At 60.4% G+C, this 16,666-nt stretch carries 16 protein-coding genes and 1 other RNA gene; 10 read left to right on the plus strand and 7 right to left on the minus strand.

Translation table 11 applies throughout. The annotated features are described in order from the left end of the window. Positions 1-130 precede the first annotated feature (130 nt). Positions 131-2,068 (minus strand): molecular chaperone DnaK, encoded by a 1,938-nt coding sequence (gene dnaK / locus FHS09_RS02515; RefSeq protein WP_183456378.1) that lies wholly within the window; start codon positions 2,066-2,068, stop codon positions 131-133. A 270-nt stretch (positions 2,069-2,338) separates the two neighbouring features. Continuing rightward, positions 2,339-2,977: a nucleotide exchange factor GrpE gene (gene grpE, locus FHS09_RS02520; RefSeq protein WP_183456381.1), complete on the minus strand. Its 639-nt coding sequence runs from the start codon at positions 2,975-2,977 to the stop codon at positions 2,339-2,341. Positions 2,978-3,214: 237 nt separating this feature from the next. Between grpE and recN the strand changes: the two genes are divergently transcribed. Continuing rightward, complete coding sequence (gene recN / locus FHS09_RS02525) at positions 3,215-4,882, plus strand: DNA repair protein RecN (RefSeq protein WP_183456383.1); 1,668 nt, start codon at positions 3,215-3,217, stop codon at positions 4,880-4,882. A gap of 180 nt (positions 4,883-5,062) precedes the next feature. Continuing rightward, complete coding sequence (locus tag FHS09_RS02530; RefSeq protein ID WP_183456385.1) at positions 5,063-5,656, plus strand: 1-acyl-sn-glycerol-3-phosphate acyltransferase; 594 nt, start codon at positions 5,063-5,065, stop codon at positions 5,654-5,656. Positions 5,657-5,716: 60 nt separating this feature from the next. Here the strand turns inward: FHS09_RS02530 and fur are convergent, their stop codons facing one another. Next, on the minus strand, positions 5,717-6,127 hold the full coding sequence (gene fur / locus FHS09_RS02535; protein WP_183456387.1) for a ferric iron uptake transcriptional regulator: 411 nt from the start codon (positions 6,125-6,127) through the stop codon (positions 5,717-5,719). A gap of 274 nt (positions 6,128-6,401) precedes the next feature. On the opposite strand from fur, the gene FHS09_RS02540 reads away from it, so the two are divergent. Continuing rightward, the gene (locus FHS09_RS02540) at positions 6,402-6,746 is read left to right on the plus strand and encodes an outer membrane protein assembly factor BamE (protein WP_183456389.1); all 345 of its coding nucleotides are present in this window, start codon (positions 6,402-6,404) and stop codon (positions 6,744-6,746) included. Between the two features lie 45 nt (positions 6,747-6,791). On the opposite strand, the gene FHS09_RS02545 is transcribed toward FHS09_RS02540, so the two are convergent. After that, the gene (locus tag FHS09_RS02545) at positions 6,792-7,124 is read right to left on the minus strand and encodes an RnfH family protein (RefSeq protein WP_183456753.1); all 333 of its coding nucleotides are present in this window, start codon (positions 7,122-7,124) and stop codon (positions 6,792-6,794) included. A 5-nt stretch (positions 7,125-7,129) separates the two neighbouring features. Continuing rightward, positions 7,130-7,570, minus strand: coding sequence for a type II toxin-antitoxin system RatA family toxin (locus FHS09_RS02550; protein WP_183456391.1), 441 nt, complete (start codon positions 7,568-7,570; stop codon positions 7,130-7,132). Positions 7,571-7,752: 182 nt separating this feature from the next. Between FHS09_RS02550 and FHS09_RS02555 the strand changes: the two genes are divergently transcribed. The 6 genes from FHS09_RS02555 to FHS09_RS02580 all read left to right on the plus strand — a co-directional run bounded on the left by FHS09_RS02555 (position 7,753) and on the right by FHS09_RS02580 (position 12,619). Next, complete coding sequence (locus tag FHS09_RS02555; RefSeq protein WP_183456393.1) at positions 7,753-9,171, plus strand: sodium-dependent transporter; 1,419 nt, start codon at positions 7,753-7,755, stop codon at positions 9,169-9,171. A gap of 8 nt (positions 9,172-9,179) precedes the next feature. Continuing rightward, positions 9,180-9,659 carry an SsrA-binding protein SmpB gene (smpB, locus tag FHS09_RS02560; RefSeq protein ID WP_183456395.1) on the plus strand — a complete coding sequence of 160 codons (480 nt, stop codon included), beginning with the start codon at positions 9,180-9,182 and terminating at the stop codon, positions 9,657-9,659. 183 nt (positions 9,660-9,842) lie between these two features. Next, entirely contained in the window at positions 9,843-11,189 is a 1,347-nt protein-coding gene (locus FHS09_RS02565) for a sodium-dependent transporter (RefSeq protein WP_183456397.1), read from the plus strand. A gap of 140 nt (positions 11,190-11,329) precedes the next feature. Then, positions 11,330-11,683: a transfer-messenger RNA gene (ssrA, locus tag FHS09_RS02570) on the plus strand. Positions 11,684-11,834: 151 nt separating this feature from the next. Continuing rightward, positions 11,835-12,122 carry a type II toxin-antitoxin system TacA family antitoxin gene (locus tag FHS09_RS02575; RefSeq protein ID WP_183456399.1) on the plus strand — a complete coding sequence of 96 codons (288 nt, stop codon included), beginning with the start codon at positions 11,835-11,837 and terminating at the stop codon, positions 12,120-12,122. Then, positions 12,119-12,619 (plus strand): GNAT family N-acetyltransferase, encoded by a 501-nt coding sequence (locus FHS09_RS02580; protein ID WP_183456401.1) that lies wholly within the window; start codon positions 12,119-12,121, stop codon positions 12,617-12,619. Before FHS09_RS02575 ends, FHS09_RS02580 begins: the two co-directional genes overlap by 4 nt. Before the next feature lie 349 nt (positions 12,620-12,968). On the opposite strand, the gene FHS09_RS02585 is transcribed toward FHS09_RS02580, so the two are convergent. Beyond that, positions 12,969-13,409, minus strand: coding sequence for a helix-turn-helix domain-containing protein (locus tag FHS09_RS02585; RefSeq protein ID WP_183456403.1), 441 nt, complete (start codon positions 13,407-13,409; stop codon positions 12,969-12,971). Positions 13,410-13,414: 5 nt separating this feature from the next. After that, positions 13,415-13,720: a hypothetical protein gene (locus FHS09_RS02590; RefSeq protein ID WP_183456405.1), complete on the minus strand. Its 306-nt coding sequence runs from the start codon at positions 13,718-13,720 to the stop codon at positions 13,415-13,417. A gap of 194 nt (positions 13,721-13,914) precedes the next feature. Here FHS09_RS02590 and FHS09_RS02595 point away from each other — a divergent pair, with 194 nt between their 5' ends. Then, on the plus strand, positions 13,915-16,647 hold the full coding sequence (locus FHS09_RS02595) for an N-6 DNA methylase (protein WP_183456407.1): 2,733 nt from the start codon (positions 13,915-13,917) through the stop codon (positions 16,645-16,647). Positions 16,648-16,666 lie beyond the last annotated feature (19 nt).

Consider the following 16,666-nt stretch of genomic DNA (forward strand, 5'->3'; position numbering starts at 1 on the left):
TTTTTTAACGGCATAAGGCGCGGCCATCCAGAAGACAGAAATCAGAGAACAGAAGACCGACTCTGTCCTCTGATTTCTGTTTTCTGGCCTCTGAATGGCCGCTCCTACAGGGTGGAGGACAAGGTTGTGATTACTTGTCCTCTTTCTTGTCTTCCTTCACTTCCTCGAACTCGGCATCCACTGCGTCGTCACCGCCGGACTTCTGCTCTCCCCCCTCGCTGGCACCGGCGGCGCCCTCGGCGGCCTGAGCCTGCTCGGCGTACATCTTCTGCGCCACCGGGCCGGAAGCCTCGGTGAGCTTGGTGGTCGCGGCTTCCATGGCGGCCTTGTCGCTGCCCTTCACTGCCTCTTCCGCTTCGGAGATGGCGGCTTCGATCGCGGACTTCTCCTCCGCGGTGGCCTTGTCGCCGGCCTCTTCGAGGGTCTTCTTGGTGGCGTGGATCAGGCCGTCGAGGGTGTTGCGCGCCTGCACCAGTTCCTCGAACTGCTTGTCCGCCTCCACATTGGCCTCGGCGTCGCGCACCATCTTGTCGACCTCTTCCTCAGACAGGCCGGAGGAGGCCTTGATCACAATGGACTGCTCCTTGCCGGTGGCCTTGTCCTTGGCGTGCACGTGCAGGATACCGTTGGCATCGATATCGAAGGCTACCTCGATCTGCGGCACGCCGCGGGGCGCAGGCGGGATGTCGGCCAGATCGAAACGGCCGAGGGATTTGTTCTGCGATGCCTGCTTGCGCTCCCCCTGCACCACGTGAATGGTCACCGCGGTCTGGTTGTCGTCTGCGGTGGAGAACACCTGGGATTTCTTGGTGGGAATGGTGGTGTTCTTGTCGATCAGCGGGGTCGCCACACCGCCCATGGTCTCGATGCCCAGGGTCAACGGGGTCACGTCCAGCAGCAGTACGTCTTTCACATCGCCGGAGAGCACCGCGCCCTGGATGGCCGCGCCGATGGCCACGGCTTCGTCCGGGTTGACGTCCTTGCGCGGCTCCTTGCCGAAGAACTCGGTGACCTTCTTCTGCACCAGCGGCATACGGGTCTGGCCGCCCACCAGGATCACCTCGTCGACGCCGGAGGCGGATAGATCGGCATCCGCCAGGGCGATTTTCAGCGGCTCGATAGTGCGGTTGACCAGCTCCTCCACCAGGCTCTCCAGCTTGGCGCGGGTCAGCTTCACCACCAGGTGTTTGGGACCGGTGGCATCGGCGGTGATATAAGGTAAGTTCACCTCGGTCTGCTGGCTGGAGGACAGTTCGATCTTAGCCTTCTCGGCGGCCTCTTTCAGGCGCTGCATGGCCAGCGGGTCGCCCTTCAGGTCGATGCCCTGCTCCTTCTTGAACTGCTCGGCCAGGTAGTCGATCAGGCGCAGGTCGAAGTCCTCACCGCCGAGGAAAGTGTCGCCGTTGGTGGACAGCACCTCGAACTGCTTCTCGCCGTCCACATCGGCGATCTCGATGATGGAGATATCGAAAGTGCCGCCGCCCAGGTCGTAGACCGCCACTGTACGGTCTCCGCCCTTTTTGTCCAGGCCGTAGGCCAGCGCCGCCGCGGTGGGCTCGTTGATGATGCGCTTCACGTCCAGGCCGGCGATACGGCCGGCGTCCTTGGTGGCCTGGCGCTGGGAATCGTTGAAATAGGCGGGGACGGTGATGACCGCGGCCTCCACCTTCTCACCGAGAAAATCCTCGGCGGTCTTCTTCATCTTTTTCAGCACTTCGGCGGAGATCTGCGGCGGTGCTTTCTTATCGCCCTTCACTTCCACCCAGGCATCGCCGTTTTCCGCTTCCACGATGCTGTAGGGCACCATCTTGATGTCTTTCTGCACCACATCGTCCTTGAAGCGGCGGCCGATCAGTCGCTTCACCGCGAACAGGGTGTTCTGCGGATTGGTCACCGCCTGGCGCTTGGCGGACTGGCCCACCAGGATTTCGTTGTCCTCGGTAAAGGCAACCACGGAGGGGGTGGTGCGGTCGCCCTCGGCGTTCTCGATCACCCGCGCTTTGTCACCATCCAATACCGCAACGCAGCTGTTGGTGGTACCCAGGTCGATGCCGATAATTTTTGCCATTGGATTCATTCCTCGTTTGCGGTTCACGCCGGCGGCTGCTTTAGTGGTCCGAGCGGCCTGCCGCGTTTGTATTTTGGGATGCCAGCTATATTGGTGCCGGCCCTAGGATTTCAAGGGACTTTCCATCCACCGATCAAAGATGCTCCATGCATCTTTTTTGATCGTCGCCCGTGAAAGACTGGCGCAGATACGCGAATCTGCTGGCATTCCACGGCCTCGCGCCGGCCTGCGGCCGCGGCGGCACATCCATGTGCCGCATTTACCAGCTGTTCATGGCGCCTTGCTCACGACCACCATCGCCGGGCGCACGAGGCGGCCGTTCAGGCGGTAGCCCTTCTGGAAAACCTCCAGCACCGTGTTCGGCTCCACATCGCCGTTGGGCACCTGGGTCATGGCCTGGTGCAACTCCGGGTCGAAAGGCTCACCGGCGGGGTCCACGGTTTCCACCGAGTACTTGGCCAGGGTGTCCACAAAGGATTTGTGGGTCAGCTCTATGCCTTCGGCCACCGCTTTCTGGGTCTCGTTTTCGGTGTCGATGGCGGCGAGGGCCCGCTCCAGGTTGTCCACCACCGGCAGCAGGTCCTGCAGCAGCTTCTCAACGCCGAACTTGTGCGCCCGCTCCACATCCTGCTGGGCACGGCGGCGGGCGTTCTGCGCCTCCGCCTGGGCGCGCATGGCCAATTCTTTCTGGATCGCCAGCTGTTCCTGCAGGCCGATGATTTCCTCGTGCAGGGCGTCGGCGCTCTCGACCTCGGCGTGCAACGCCTCCTCGGCCGCGTACTGCTCCTCCTCGGAGGGGCGCTCCACCTCGGCGGCAACCGTCTCTTCCTCTGCCGCTGTAGGCTCCTCGGTAAGCGCCTCCGGCGCCTCCTGGCGGTTCTGATCTTCTTCGCTGCGCTCTCTGGCCACTGCTCTCTCCGTCGCGTCGACTGTCAGTTGAATAGATTTTCCCCAAAATGCCGAGGCGGGCTCGGCTCCCGGGCAATGCAGCCCTATATGGGGGCTAGCCCCTGTAGTTCAAGTGGGCTTTCAACCGCAGAACAATCTCCGCCGGCAGCGGTAGCGGGAAAACGATGATTACTGTATAAATAGCCACTAATTGGCAGACGCCAAGTAAGAACAAGAACGGCTACAGAGCTATCTTTTATGTTGCTGCATCTGTCTATCAGCCAATTCACCCTGGTGGACCAACTGGAGCTGGAATTCGGTACCGGCACCAGTGCGTTGACCGGCGAAACCGGCGCCGGCAAGTCCATCACCCTCGACGCCCTCGGGCTGGCGCTGGGCGACCGCGGCAATGCCGATCTGGTGCGCGCGGGCAGCAAGCGCGCGGACATCACCGCCACCTTTGATATCGGCGACCACCCGGCGGCCGCGGCCTGGCTGGAGGAGCAGGAGCTGGACGCCGGTCGCGAGGTGATCCTGCGCCGCACCATCGGCGCCGACGGGCGATCGCGGGCCTATATCAACGGCCAGCCGGTGACCCTGCTGCAGCTGCGCGCCCTGGGCGAACAGTTGATCGACATCCACAGCCAGCACGAGCACCAGTCGCTGCTGAAAAAAGACACCCACCGCCGCCTGCTGGACGAGTTCGCCCGCGCCCAGGAACTGGCCGCCGAAACCCGTATCCACTTCAAGACCTGGCGGGACCAGCACCGCCGCTACCGGGCCCTGGCGGACAGCGCCGAGGAGACCCAGGCCCGCCGCGAACTGCTGGAATACCAGTTGGAAGAACTGGATCAACTGAACCTGCAACCGGCAGAGATAGAAGCGCTGGAAAGCGAACAGCGCCAGTTGGCCAACGCCGGCCAGATACTGAACGGCGGCTACCAACTGGCGGCGCTGCTCAGCGGCGGCGAGGGGGATATTGCCGAACAGCTGCACCGCGCCCTGCAACTGCTGTCCGCCATGCCGGAACAGTCCCCGGCGCTGGCGGAGGTGGCGCAGATGCTCGACACCGCGCGCATCCAGGTGGACGAGGCCGCCGGCACCCTGTCGCGGCATATCGACCGCTTCGAGATGGACCCGGAGCGCCTGGCGGAAATCGAGGAGCGCCTCAGCGCCATCTACCAGGCGGCGCGCAAGCACCGGATACAGCCCGATGAACTGCCGGCGCTGCAGCAGCAACTGCAGGCGGAACTGGACGATATAGGCACACCGGACGCGCTGGACAAGCTCGCCGCCGAGTGCGAAAAGCTGGAGGCCCGCTATCGCGAGGCTGCGGGCAAACTGACCCGGCTGCGCGAGCGGGCCGCCGCCGAACTGGCGGAGGCGGTGAACCGGCAGTTGGCGGAACTGGCCATGCCCCACGCGCGGGTGGAACTTGCCCTGCAACCGGTGGAAAAGCCCACCGCCAGCGGCCTGGAGGAGGTGGAGATACTGATCGCCACCAACCCCGGCCAGCCCCCGCGCCCGCTGGGGAAAATCGCTTCCGGCGGGGAACTGTCCCGGGTCAGCCTGGCGATCCAGGTGGTCACCGCACAGACCTCGCGCACCCCGACCCTGGTATTCGACGAAGTGGACGTGGGCATCGGCGGCGCCACCGGCGATGTGGTGGGGCGCCTGCTGCGCCAGTTGGGCGAAACCCGCGACGGCCGCGACGGCCAGGTGATCTGCGTGACCCACCTGGCCCAGGTGGCGGCCAGGGCCCACCGCCACTACCTGGTGGAAAAGCACAGCGACGGCGATGCCGCCTTTGTGGCCCTGCGCGAACTGAAAAGCGACGAGCGCCGCGAAGAGGTGGCGCGCATGCTCGGGGGCGAGACCACCGCGCAGTCCCTGGCCCACGCAGAGGAGATGCTGGCGCGCAGTTGAATCCCGGGACTCGCGGGATTTTGCTGTAGGCGGGGCCGTTGGCCGCGATCCGACTTTCAGTCGACACTAAATCGTGATCGTGGCCAACGGCCGCTCCTACAGGGTCTTTTCGGCGCCATCTGTCTTCCGTTTCCCGGCCTTTGTATACTGCCCCCGCCATCGGTAATTTCGGCTCGATTCATGCAACGCACGATTTTCAACACCCCCCTTGTCACCCCCCTGCTCCGCCTGCTGGCCAGGCTGCTGATCAAACTGCACGGCTGGCGCGTGGTCTGCGACCGCCGGGCGCTGGCGTTGAAAAAATATGTGCTGATCGGGGCACCGCACACCAGCAACTGGGACGGCTACTACTTTATTCTCGCCGCCCTGAAACTGGGGGTAACCCCGCACTGGCTGGGCAAGGACAAGCTGTTCCGCTTTCCGCTTGGGCCGGTGATGCGCTGGTTCGGCGGTATCTCCGTGGATCGCAGCAGGGCCAACAACCTGGTGCAGGCCACCGTCGACAAGTTCAACGAGAGCAAATCACTGATCGTGGTGGTGCCGCCGGAGGGCACCCGAAGGCGCGGGGAGCGCTGGAAGACCGGCTTCTACCATATCGCCCGCGGCGCCGCGGTGCCGGTGGTGTGCGGCTTTATCAATTTCGCCAAAAAGGAAGTGGGGATGGAGAAGGCGCTGGAGATGGGGGAGAGTCTGAAGGCGGAACTGGAGCGCTTTCGCGACTACTACGCCGACAAGGTCGGCAAGTTCCCGGAACGCTACACGCCGCCGGCCTAATGCCGGGAGCGCCGAGCCCCAGCTCGGCAAGCGGGCCCACACGGCGGGCACAAGGCTCGCCTAAGAACCCTTTTTCTTCACGTAGAGCACCAGGCTGTGCCCGGTGAGTTCATAGCCGTGTTCGTCGGCAATCTGCCGCTGCAGCTTCTCGATTTCCTCGTTGTGGAATTCGATCACCTTGCCGGTATCGGTGCACACCATGTGGTCGTGGTGGTCGCCGCGGTCCAGTTCGAACACCGAGTGACCGCCGTCGAAGTTATGGCGCATCACCAGACCCGCGCTCTCAAACTGGGTGAGCACCCGGTAAACCGTGGCCAGCCCCACGTCTTCCCCCGCATCCAGCAGCATCTTGTAGACATCTTCCGCGCTCAGATGTTGTTCACTGGCACTCTCCAGCAGCTGCAGAATCTTGACTCGCGGCAAGGTGACCTTGAGGCCGGCCTTGCGCAGTTCCTGATTTTCGTTAGACATGAATTGATCTTTCCCGGCGGTATTCATTTGACTGTGTTTGACTGAGGGTGAGGCGGCCGCCGTCGGGCGGCCTGTGCGCCCGCGGGCACTTCGGGTATTATCCACGCGGAACGGATACAGCGGAACCCCAGGAGGGCAGCCAGTCGCGCGCCGTCTATGCTTGCCGCTGCCGGCCGGGAACTTTCCCCACCGGCAGGCGCCTATTCTGTTTAACCGTAAACATCGGAGAATGGGCGATCAGTCCGCTGACCACAAAATCCCTATGGAGCAATGAATGCCGTCTACAGTGAGATCCCTCGCCATCGCCTGCCTCTGCGCCCTGCTCGGCGCCTGCAGCCTGTTCAAGTTCCCCGGCGTACACCGCATTGAGGTGCAGCAGGGCAATATCATCACCCAGGAGATGGTAGACCAGCTGAAACCCGGCATGACCCGCCGCCAGGTGCGCTTTGTGCTGGGCACCCCGCTGCTGGAAGACACCTTTGAGCCCAATCGCTGGGATTACGTAAACCGGGTGCGCTCGCCGAAAAACGAAGTGACCCAGAAGCGCTTTTCCGTCTATTTCAACGGCGACATTCTGATCGCCACCAGCGGCGATTGGCAGCCGGCCGGCTGGCCGTAAGAGCCTGTTTAAAGTCTCGGGGCCAGAGAGGGGTCAGGGGGGGCCCTAGGACTGTTTCTGCTCCGCCAGTTTCCTGGCCTTTTCCGCGCGCTGCTTGCGCGCCTCCTTCGGGTCCGCGATCAACGGCCGGTAGACTTCCACCCGGTCCCCCGGCTGCAGTTCGTACAGGTCCGCCGGCGCCAGGCCCTTGGTACCCAGGGCCTGGCCGAAGATACCCAGCTTGGCGGTCTCCGGCTTCACCTCCGGATACTCCTCCGGTATTCCCGAGCGCACCAGCGCCTCCTGAGCGGTGGTGCCGGGTTTGACCAGCATGCGGATCAGGCGCTGCTCGTGGGGCAGTGCGTAGACCACTTCCACGGCGATGGTCTTATCTGTCATGTCAGTCATGGCGTTTTTCCATAAATTTGCTCTGCGCGGACGCACATGACGTCCACCATCTGGTTGGCCAGATCACTGAGCAGCTTGCCAGCCGCGGCACCGACCAGACGGCTTTTGAAGCTGAATTCCAGAGAAAAAGTCACTTTACAGGCGTCGGGCGCCAGCGGGGTGAAGCGCCACTCACCGGAGAAATCGGCAAAGGGGCCCTCCACCAGGGTGAGCGTCATTCCCTCGGGCCGCCGCAGTTGGTTGCGGGTCACGAAACTCTGGCGCAGCCCGGCGCGGGCCAGTTCCAGGCGCGCCTCCAGGGTGTCCTCGTCGCTGTACAGCACTTCGGCCGCCCGGCAACCGGGCAGGAACTGGGGATAGCTGGCCACGTCGTTGACCAGGTCAAACATCTGTTCCGCGCTGTACATCACCAGCGCGCTGCGCTCTATCTGAGCCATTGTTCTACCACACGAATATTCATCACAACCTGGAAATATGGAGTGCTGTCCCACAAAAACGCAATTTTGCCAGCGGGCGCTACTCAAGCAAGGGAAATCCTGCAACAATCGCGCTTTTGACTGGAACGGCCAAAGAGCCGGGCAAACTTACACCACAAGAATAACAGGCAAGCGAGAATACTATGTCCGCAGTGAGAGAGCATTTTGGGTCGCGGCTGGGCTTTATCCTGGCGGCGGCGGGTTCCGCCGTGGGAATCGGCAACCTGGTGGCCTTTCCAGTGGCCGCCACCAAGAGCGGCGGCGGCGCTTTTTTGCTGGTGTATGCGCTCTTTGTCTTCCTGATCTGCCTGCCGGTGATGATGGCGGAACTGGCCCTGGGTCGCAGAAGCGACAGGGACCCTGTGGGTGCCTACCGCCAGCTCTCCGGCGGTTCCCACCTGTGGCGCATCCCCGGCTGGCTGGCATTGATCACGCCGTTTATGATCGCGATTTTCTATCTGGTGGTCACAGTGTGGATCCTGGGCTACCTGATCGGAACGCTGCGGGGCAACCTGGATCAACTGGCCACGGAGGCGTACTTTCTCCAGTTCATCAATTCCCCAGTGGTCTTCTTCTATCTGGTGCTGCTGATGTTTGGTATCAACGGTATCCTCGCCCTGGGGGTCAAGGACGGCATCGAGCGCGCGGCCAAGACCCTGATGCCGATGCTGTTCGTGATGCTGCTGGGGCTGGTGATCTTCGTACTCACGCGGGAGAACGCGGCGCTGGGGCTCAAATACTACCTGATCCCGGACTTCGCCAAGCTCAACGGCGAAGTGGTGAGCAAGGCCATGGCCCAGGCCTTCTTTTCGCTGTCCCTGGGCATGGGCATCATGATCACCTACGGCTCCTACATGAAGAAGCAGGACTCGGTACCCGGCTCTGCCAGGGCCGTGGCCATCACCGACACCCTGGTCGCCTTTACCGCCGGCCTGCTGATCCTCCCCAGCGTGTTTCACTTCAACCCGCAAATCGACCCGGCGGAGCTTAGCGATTCCTCCGCGGGCATGATCTTCCTGTTCCTGCCGAAGATATTCCTGGCCCTGCAGGACAGCGTGGGCTACGCCGGCGCCAGTGCCGTGGCCGCCGTCTTCTTCTTTTTGGTGCTGGTGGCCGCGGTGACCTCGCTGGTTTCCATTATCGAGGTTCCCCTCGCCACCCTGCGCGACGAGTACTGCATGTCCCGCAAAAAGGCCATCTACACCGTGGGGCTGGTACAGTTCGTATTGGCCATTGGTTGCGCGGTATCCTTCGGCATGGCCGACTGGCTCACCCAGTTCGTGCAGTTGGCGGGCGAGAACAAATCCTTTTTCGACCTGGTGGAGATTATCTTCTACGACACCATACTGCCCCTCAACGGCCTCCTGGTGTGCCTGTTTGTGATCTACAAATGGAAGAAAATCAACTTTGATCAGGAACTGCAGATAGGCGATCCCGGCTTTGCCGGCTCCCTGTCTCAGAAATACATCAACTTCTCTCTGGGCACCTTTATCCCACTGATACTGCTGTTGATTTTTATCAACACCGTGGCCCTGAAGTTCTTTGGACACAGTTTTATTTAGTTGTATTTATGGCCAAAAAGAAAAAGGCACCGACCTCCAATACCATCGCCCTCAACAAGAAGGCCCGGCACGATTACTTCATCGAAGAGAAGTTCGAGGCGGGCCTGGAACTGCAGGGCTGGGAGGTGAAGAGCTGCCGCGAGGGCAAAGCCCAGCTCACCGATAGCTACGTGATTTTCAAAGGCGGCGAGGCCTGGCTGTTGGGTGCGCGCATCCAGCCGCTGCCCAGCGCCTCCACCCACTTCGTCACCGAGCCGGACCGCACCCGCCGGCTGCTGCTCAAGCGGCGCGAGTTGCACAAACTGATCACCGCCGTGGAACAGAAGGGCCACGCCGTTGTAGCCACCGCGCTCTACTGGAAGAAACATCTGATCAAGTGCGAGATAGCACTGGCGAAAGGCAAGGCCAAGTACGACAAGCGCGAAACCGAGAAAGAGCGCGACTGGAACCGCCAGAAACAGCGGGTGTTGCACACTGACAATCGCTAGCCGCGCTTAACTTTCAAAGTAACTACTCACCCACAGGGAACACGCACCGGTTTAAGGGAACCACCTTGTAGGAGCCTGCTTGCAGGCGAATAGCTACGGAGCTCTGTTCTTGTTCGCCTGCAAGCAGGCTCCTACAGGGGGTGAGTAGTTACCTTTCAAAGAAGAATAACGACGAGACAAGCTATGAGTGCACCGCGAGGACAATTCAGTTCCAATGTCGGCTTCCTGATGGCCGCGGCGGGCTCCGCCGTGGGCCTGGGCAATATCTGGGGTTTTCCCACCAAGGCCGCCAGCAACGGCGGCGCCGCCTTTGTGGTGGTCTATCTGTTTATGGCCTTCCTGCTCGCCTATCCGGCACTGATGGCGGAACTCACCATCGGCCGCCACGCGCGCCGCAATATGGTTCAGGCGTTGCGCGGTATCGCCCGCGGCCCGGTGACCCGCTTTCTCGGCGGCCTGACGGGGTTCGGCGGCATTCTCGTAGCTTCCCTGATCCTCAGCTTCTACGCCATCGTCGCCGGGTGGATGGTCGCGCACCTGGCGGAGCCATTCGCCACCCTGATCGGCGCCGGCGGCATCGCGGACTGGCTCACCGGCGACAGCACCCCGCGCAATCTCACCGTCACCGCCATTTTCAGTGGTCTCACCATGCTGATTATCGCCAGCGGCGTGGAAAAGGGGATCGAGCGCTGGTCCACCCTGCTGATGCCGTCGCTGATCCTGCTGTTGTTACTGCTAATCATCTATGTGCTGGCCCAGGACGGTGCAATGAAAGGCCTGGAAGTCTACCTGATGCCGGACTTCAGCCAGCTGTCCCCGGAATTGATGCTCTCCGCCATGGGCCAGGCCTTCTTCTCCCTTTCCCTCGGCGTGGGCACCATGCTGATCTACGGCTCCTACCTCAGCCGGCAGGAGAGCCTGCCGCGCTTGGGTGCGCTGGTGACCCTGATCGACGTGGGTATTGCCTTTACCGCCGGCCTGCTGATCCTCCCCGCCATGTATGTGGCCCAGGAAGCGGGCACCCAAATCTTCTCCGACACTGGCGAACTGATCGCCGGCCCCGGGCTGATCATGCAGGTTCTGCCGGCCCTGTTCGACACTATGGGCACTGCCGGGCTGTTCGTGGCCATCGCCTTCTTCGCGCTGATGGTGATCGCCTCCCTCACCTCCTCCATCTCCATGCTGGAAGTCCCCGTGGCCTTCGCCATCGAAAACCTGGGCATCGGGCGCCGCCTGGCCACCCCGCTGGTGGGGCTGGCAATCTTCGCCATCAGCAGCCTGATCATCTTCAACTTCGACGCCCTGTTCGGACTGGTGGTCAGTATCAGTACCGAATTCGGCCAGCCGATACTGGGCGTGGCCCTGTGCATCTTCGCCGGCTGGATCTGGCGGCGCGACCAGTTGCTGGCGGAATTGGAAAAGGGTCACGAGAACGTAGAACAGACCCTGTTCTGGAAGGTCTGGCCCTGGTACGTGCGCATCGTCTGCCCCCTGCTGATACTGGCGGCCTTCCTCCAGTCACTGCTTTAATTTTTTGCTCCCCTCTCCCGCTTGCGGGAGAGGGGCTGGGGGAGAGGGAAATGACCTACTAACCACAAACAAGTCCCCCGGCACCTGTTGCCCCACCCCCGATTTTGGTATACTCCGCTTACACGAATGTGTTTCTTATCGGGGATGACTTGGATTCGACGCCGGTGACGAAACCATGGGTGCATGCCGTGATGGCAGCCAATCACGTAAATCCAAAGCTGCAAACTATTAGTTGCCAACGACGACAACTACGCTCTAGCGGCTTAAGCCCGCTAGCAGACTGCGGCAAGGTTCCAGTACCGCGCAACAGTTTGTAATACAGAACTGGATCGCCGTGAAGTTTGTCTGGGATGGATCGGCTAAAACTTTACAGACTCGCTCTTAACGTCCTGCCCGCCGGGCTGTTTTGAGTTAAATCAATAGACGGAACTAAGCATGTAGAGCCTCTGGCAGAGTGCTGACGGACGCGGGTTCGACTCCCGCCATCTCCACCAATCAACAAAAAGCCCACCCCGGAAGGAGTGGGCTTTTTTGTTGAATTGTGCGGCGGCAGCTGCACGGCCTACCCGTCGCGACAGTTGATAGAGGCACCGATTTGACGTACATTATATTCATCTCAACGGCCCCTTGCGGAGGCGATTCACCATGAGTGCGACCACAGACGCCAAACAAGACCGGATCAACCTCCGGTTGAAGCACAATGCCAAGAAAGTGCTGGAGCGCGCCGCGAGCTTCGAAGGCAAAACCGTCAGCAACTTCATCCTCACCAGTGCCCTGGCCCGCGCCGAAAAAACCATTCAAGAGCATGAAATGATGAGCCTGAACGCCCGGGATTCCGAGGCCTTCTTCAACGCATTGAACAAACCGGTCCGCTTCAACAAAAAACTGGCAGCCGCCCTCAAAGAACATGATCGGCGCACTACCGGGAAATGACCGACTACGCCAGCCTCGTTATAACGCCACTGAACAATCACCACGACAGGCCCGGCTTCCACTGCGGCAATACCTCCCTGGATGACTACATCCGAAAGCAGGCTCGACAGGATGTGAAACGCCGAGTCAGCCGGGTGTTCGTGGCGACTGAAGGGAGCCAGCCGGGCACCATCGTGGGTTACTACACCCTCTCCACCCTGTCGATTGAACTCAATCAGCTACCGGAGAATCTCGCCCGCAAGCTACCCCGCCACCCGATTCCGGCCGCTTTACTCGGCAGACTGGCGGTCAGCCAGGCCGCGCAGGGGCATGGGGTGGGCCGGGTGCTGTTGGCCGATGCTCTAAAGCGTACGCTGGCCGCGAGCGATGAAATCGCCATCTATGCCATGGTGGTCGACGCCATTGACGAAGATGCACAAAGTTTTTACGAACAGTTCGGATTTGCGCGGCTCGCTACCGATAGTCGCCGCTTGTTCCTGCCACTAAAATCTCTGTGACTGCTCCCCGCCCTATCTGCGGGGCTTCCAACTGCACGGGTAACAACCGGCGAGCAACCAGATTCACGCGAGCCCTCAGCGGCAGAGACCAACAGTCCTTCGGCCTTAAGTTTTAAAGTACCCTCTACAAAAAAGCCCACCCCACAAGGGGTGGGCCTTTTTGTGCATGGGATAAGATTTGCCGCGCCCAGAAATGACAAAGGCTCCACTAAGGGAGCCTGATCGCAGCTTCGGCAGAGCTTGTCATCGCCGGTTGCCGAGCTGGCTGCACGGGACGGACCTTAGTGCAGTCTCGAATGCCTGCACGAAGCAGGAGACAAGCGAACTCTAGATGGCCCTCACAAGCAAATCACCTGGAAGCCACCATCCAATGGTCATCAATTTGAAAATGTAGCTCTTTTTCCCTGTCACAGCGATCCATTTCATTAAGGCGATCAACCAGCTCACGAACCTGGCTGTTTTCCTGAATGTATTGCAGATAACAAATGCGCAACAAAAGATCGGCAGACCTGTTGATTTTGTTCTCGTCACTTTCCCATTTGCGGACAGTGATTTCGGATACACCCAAAGTATTCGCCAACATCTTTTGCGACATATCCAGCTCGCTGCGCAAAAAACGGATCTCCCGCGCATTCAAACGATCTGCCTTCATGACCACATGATAGCCAATCGCCTTGTGCAACCCTTTGATATCCCTTATCGCTATGGCCCGCCCGTACGCTGTGTCCCGGTACTCGAAGCCATTTTCAAGGTAGATGCCAGGGAGGCCGCATTCTAAATAGTGATACATCGTTTCTAGCCCTCCTCAACAAACCGCACCAAAAGCTGGTTTCCCTCCGGTGTGATACTGACAGTTACATAAATTGGAAGCCCTGCGGTGAGAACCTGCAGCACTCCACTGACCGACCCGTCTTCTTCAGACGTGGGGCCATGGTGCAGCTCTCCCCTCTCCAATGCCTGCCACACCTGACTCATCAATACGCGGCCCGAGCGGCAGCTTTCCAGCGGCGGTATGGCCACATTGAAAGAGTCTGTGGCGATATCGCGTACACGTTTGATAAAGGCTCTGGGGCTGGAGAGCATTGGAGTGGGCTGAATCATACCGATACTATATATCGGTTCAAGCAGGAAAAGTCAAAATTTGCGACTCATCATTCATCTTTTCTAGCTCGCCTGGACACTCCATGACGCCTATTACAACTGAACGGTACTGATGGGCGCCTGGTTCTCATTTGCCCTCCCCCGTGATCTCCCGCAAAATCAGCCCCATCCTGCAGTAACCAAAAGCTCAAAAAATGGACAAAAGCTTCTCCTCCATGGCCGCCTTCCTGTGGTCCGTGGCCGACCTCCTGCGCGGGGACTTCAAGCAATCCCAATACGGCCGCGTGATACTGCCATTCACCCTGCTGCGGCGCCTGGAATGTGTGCTGGCGCCCACCAAGGGCGAAGTGCGGGCAAAGTACGGCGAGGTGAAGAGTCTGCCCGAGGAGGCGCAGGAAAAACTGCTGCTGCACGCGGCCAAGCAGCCCTTCTACAACACCTCTGAAATGGACCTGCGCGCCCTGGGCACCACCCAGATCCTCGATAACCTGGAGAGCTATGTGCAGGCCTTCAGCCCCGCCGCGCGGGAGATCTTCGACTACTTCTCCTTCAGCGAGTTTCTGGAGAAGCTGAACGACGCCAACCTGCTCTACCTGGTTGCGGAGAAGTTCGCCAATATCGACCTCTCCCCCGACGCCATCGGCAACCACGAGATGGGGCTGATCTTCGAAGACCTGATCCGCCGCTTCGCGGAATCCTCCAACGAGACCGCCGGTGAGCACTTCACCCCGCGGGACATAGTGCGCCTGACCACCTCGCTGGTGTTCGCCGGTGACGACGACGCGCTGGCCAGATCCGGCATAGTGCGTTCCATCTACGACCCCACCGCCGGCACCGGCGGCTTCCTGTCCTCCGGCATGGAGTACCTGCACGAGGTCAACCAGGGCGCGCGGTTGGCCACCTTCGGCCAGGAGCTGAACCCCGAGTCCTACGCCATCTGCAAGGCGGACATGCTGATCAAGGGCCAGGACGTGTCCAACATCAAGCTGGGCAACACCCTCTCCGACGACCAGCTGCCCCTGGAGCGCTTCGACTATATGCTCTCCAATCCGCCGTTCGGGGTGGAGTGGAAGAAGGTGCAGAAGGTCATCAACGACGAGCACAAGCTCAAGGGCTACAGCGGCCGCTTCGGCCCCGGCCTGCCGCGGGTATCCGACGGCTCGCTGCTGTTCCTGCTGCACCTGATCTCCAAGATGCGGCCGAAGGACGCGGGTGGCAGCCGTATCGGTATCATCCTCAACGGCTCGCCGCTGTTTACCGGCGGCGCCGGCAGCGGCGAGAGCGAAATCCGCCGCTACATCCTCGAGCAGGACCTGCTGGAGGCGATCATCGCGCTGCCCACCGATATGTTCTACAACACCGGCATCGCCACCTATATCTGGGTACTGTCCAACCACAAGCCCGCCGAGCGCAAAGGCAAAGTGCAGCTGGTGAATGCCACCGGCTCCGACTACTTCGCCAAGATGCGCAAATCCCTGGGCTCCAAGCGCAACACCCTGACCGAGGAAGCCATAGAGGCGGTGGTGAAATCCTACGGCCAGTTCGAGACGGGCGAAGACAGCAAGATCTTCGACTACCGGGAGTTCGGCTACCGCCGCATCACGGTGGAACGGCCGCTGAAACTGGCGCTCTACCCCCACGACACGGAAAAGCTGGCGGCGCTGCGCGCGGACAAGGGCTGGGCCAAGCTGAGCGAGGGCGAGCAGAGCGCGATCCTGCAGGCGCTGGCGGCCATGCCCGAGGAGAAGTATCTGTCCCGCAACACCTTTAAGAAGCAGCTCTCGGCCAAGCTGGCGGATACAAAGCTCTCCGCGGTGCAGTTCAAGCTGCTGTGCAAGCACCTGGGCGAGCAGGACGACGACGCCGAGGTGTGCAAAACCAAGGGCCAGCCGGAGCCGAACCCGGACCTGCGCGACAACGAGAATGTGCCGCTGAGCGAGAACATTGAGGACTACTTCGCGCGCGAGGTACTGCCCCATGTGCCGGATGCCTGGATCGACACCGGCAAGACCGACCCGCAGGATGCGCAGGTGGGTATTGTCGGCTATGAGATTCCGTTTAACCGGCACTTCTACCAGTATGTGCCGCCGCGCTCGCTGGAGGCGATTGATGCGGATCTGGATAAGGTCACCGCGGACATTCTGGATTTGCTGCAGGAGGTGCACTCCCGCCAGGCGGTGATTTCCCATGCGGTCACCAAGGGCCTCAATCCCCATGCGAAGATGAAGGACAGCGGCGTGGAGTGGCTAGATGAGGTGCCGGAGCATTGGGTGGTCACTCGATTAAAGCATATTTCCCGGCTCCAGTCAGGAATCGCCAAAGGGCGCACGGTGTCGGAAAACGCTATCACGGTGCCGATGTTGCGAGTCGCAAACGTACAAGATGGTTACGTAAAGCTCGATGATGTACACACCATCCAGATAGAGCCGGAGGAGCTAGATAGGTACTCTCTCAAAGCAGGCGACTTGCTAATGAACGAGGGTGGAGACAACGACAAACTTGGCCGCGGTACTGTCTGGCAGGCTAAAATTAATCCGTGCATCCATCAAAACCATGTATTTGCTGTGCGAGTTTTTGGCTGTGAGCCGGAGTGGGTGGCACTTTTCACTCAATCGAGCTATGCGAAGTTCTATTTCTACAGCGTATCCAAGCAAAGCACTAATCTGGCATCAATCGCGTCTAGTAGTATTAAAGAGGCGCCCATCCTCCTACCCCCAAAGCATGAGCGAGCAGAAATCATGGCTTATCTGAAGCAGGTGCAAGAAAGGCTTGATGCGCTACTTGAAAAGTCAGCCAGTCAAATCTCGCTGTTACAAGAGCGGCGCTCTGCTCTGATGTCCGCCGCAGTTACTGGTAAGATCGACGTTCGTGACTGGCAGCCGGAACAGGTGGAACCCGAGCCAAAACTTGCATGCGAAGCAGTTTAGAGGTACTTAAAACCGATAA

The organism is Microbulbifer rhizosphaerae, from assembly GCF_014191725.1.
In the GTDB taxonomy this organism is placed as follows: domain Bacteria; phylum Pseudomonadota; class Gammaproteobacteria; order Pseudomonadales; family Cellvibrionaceae; genus Microbulbifer; species Microbulbifer rhizosphaerae.

Excerpts from the sequence above, each read along its gene's own strand:
- dnaK (WP_183456378.1), bottom strand. The coding sequence starts at position 2,068 with ATGGCAAAAATTATCGGCATCGACCTGGGTACCACCAACAGCTGCGTT.
- recN (WP_183456383.1), top strand. The coding sequence starts at position 3,215 with ATGTTGCTGCATCTGTCTATCAGCCAATTCACCCTGGTGGACCAACTG.
- FHS09_RS02530 (WP_183456385.1), top strand. The coding sequence starts at position 5,063 with ATGCAACGCACGATTTTCAACACCCCCCTTGTCACCCCCCTGCTCCGC.
- fur (WP_183456387.1), bottom strand. The coding sequence starts at position 6,127 with ATGTCTAACGAAAATCAGGAACTGCGCAAGGCCGGCCTCAAGGTCACC.
- FHS09_RS02540 (WP_183456389.1), top strand. The coding sequence starts at position 6,402 with ATGCCGTCTACAGTGAGATCCCTCGCCATCGCCTGCCTCTGCGCCCTG.
- FHS09_RS02545 (WP_183456753.1), bottom strand. The coding sequence starts at position 7,124 with ATGACAGATAAGACCATCGCCGTGGAAGTGGTCTACGCACTGCCCCAC.
- FHS09_RS02550 (WP_183456391.1), bottom strand. The coding sequence starts at position 7,570 with ATGGCTCAGATAGAGCGCAGCGCGCTGGTGATGTACAGCGCGGAACAG.
- FHS09_RS02555 (WP_183456393.1), top strand. The coding sequence starts at position 7,753 with ATGTCCGCAGTGAGAGAGCATTTTGGGTCGCGGCTGGGCTTTATCCTG.
- smpB (WP_183456395.1), top strand. The coding sequence starts at position 9,180 with ATGGCCAAAAAGAAAAAGGCACCGACCTCCAATACCATCGCCCTCAAC.
- FHS09_RS02565 (WP_183456397.1), top strand. The coding sequence starts at position 9,843 with ATGAGTGCACCGCGAGGACAATTCAGTTCCAATGTCGGCTTCCTGATG.
- FHS09_RS02575 (WP_183456399.1), top strand. The coding sequence starts at position 11,835 with ATGAGTGCGACCACAGACGCCAAACAAGACCGGATCAACCTCCGGTTG.
- FHS09_RS02580 (WP_183456401.1), top strand. The coding sequence starts at position 12,119 with ATGACCGACTACGCCAGCCTCGTTATAACGCCACTGAACAATCACCAC.
- FHS09_RS02585 (WP_183456403.1), bottom strand. The coding sequence starts at position 13,409 with ATGTATCACTATTTAGAATGCGGCCTCCCTGGCATCTACCTTGAAAAT.
- FHS09_RS02590 (WP_183456405.1), bottom strand. The coding sequence starts at position 13,720 with ATGATTCAGCCCACTCCAATGCTCTCCAGCCCCAGAGCCTTTATCAAA.
- FHS09_RS02595 (WP_183456407.1), top strand. The coding sequence starts at position 13,915 with ATGGACAAAAGCTTCTCCTCCATGGCCGCCTTCCTGTGGTCCGTGGCC.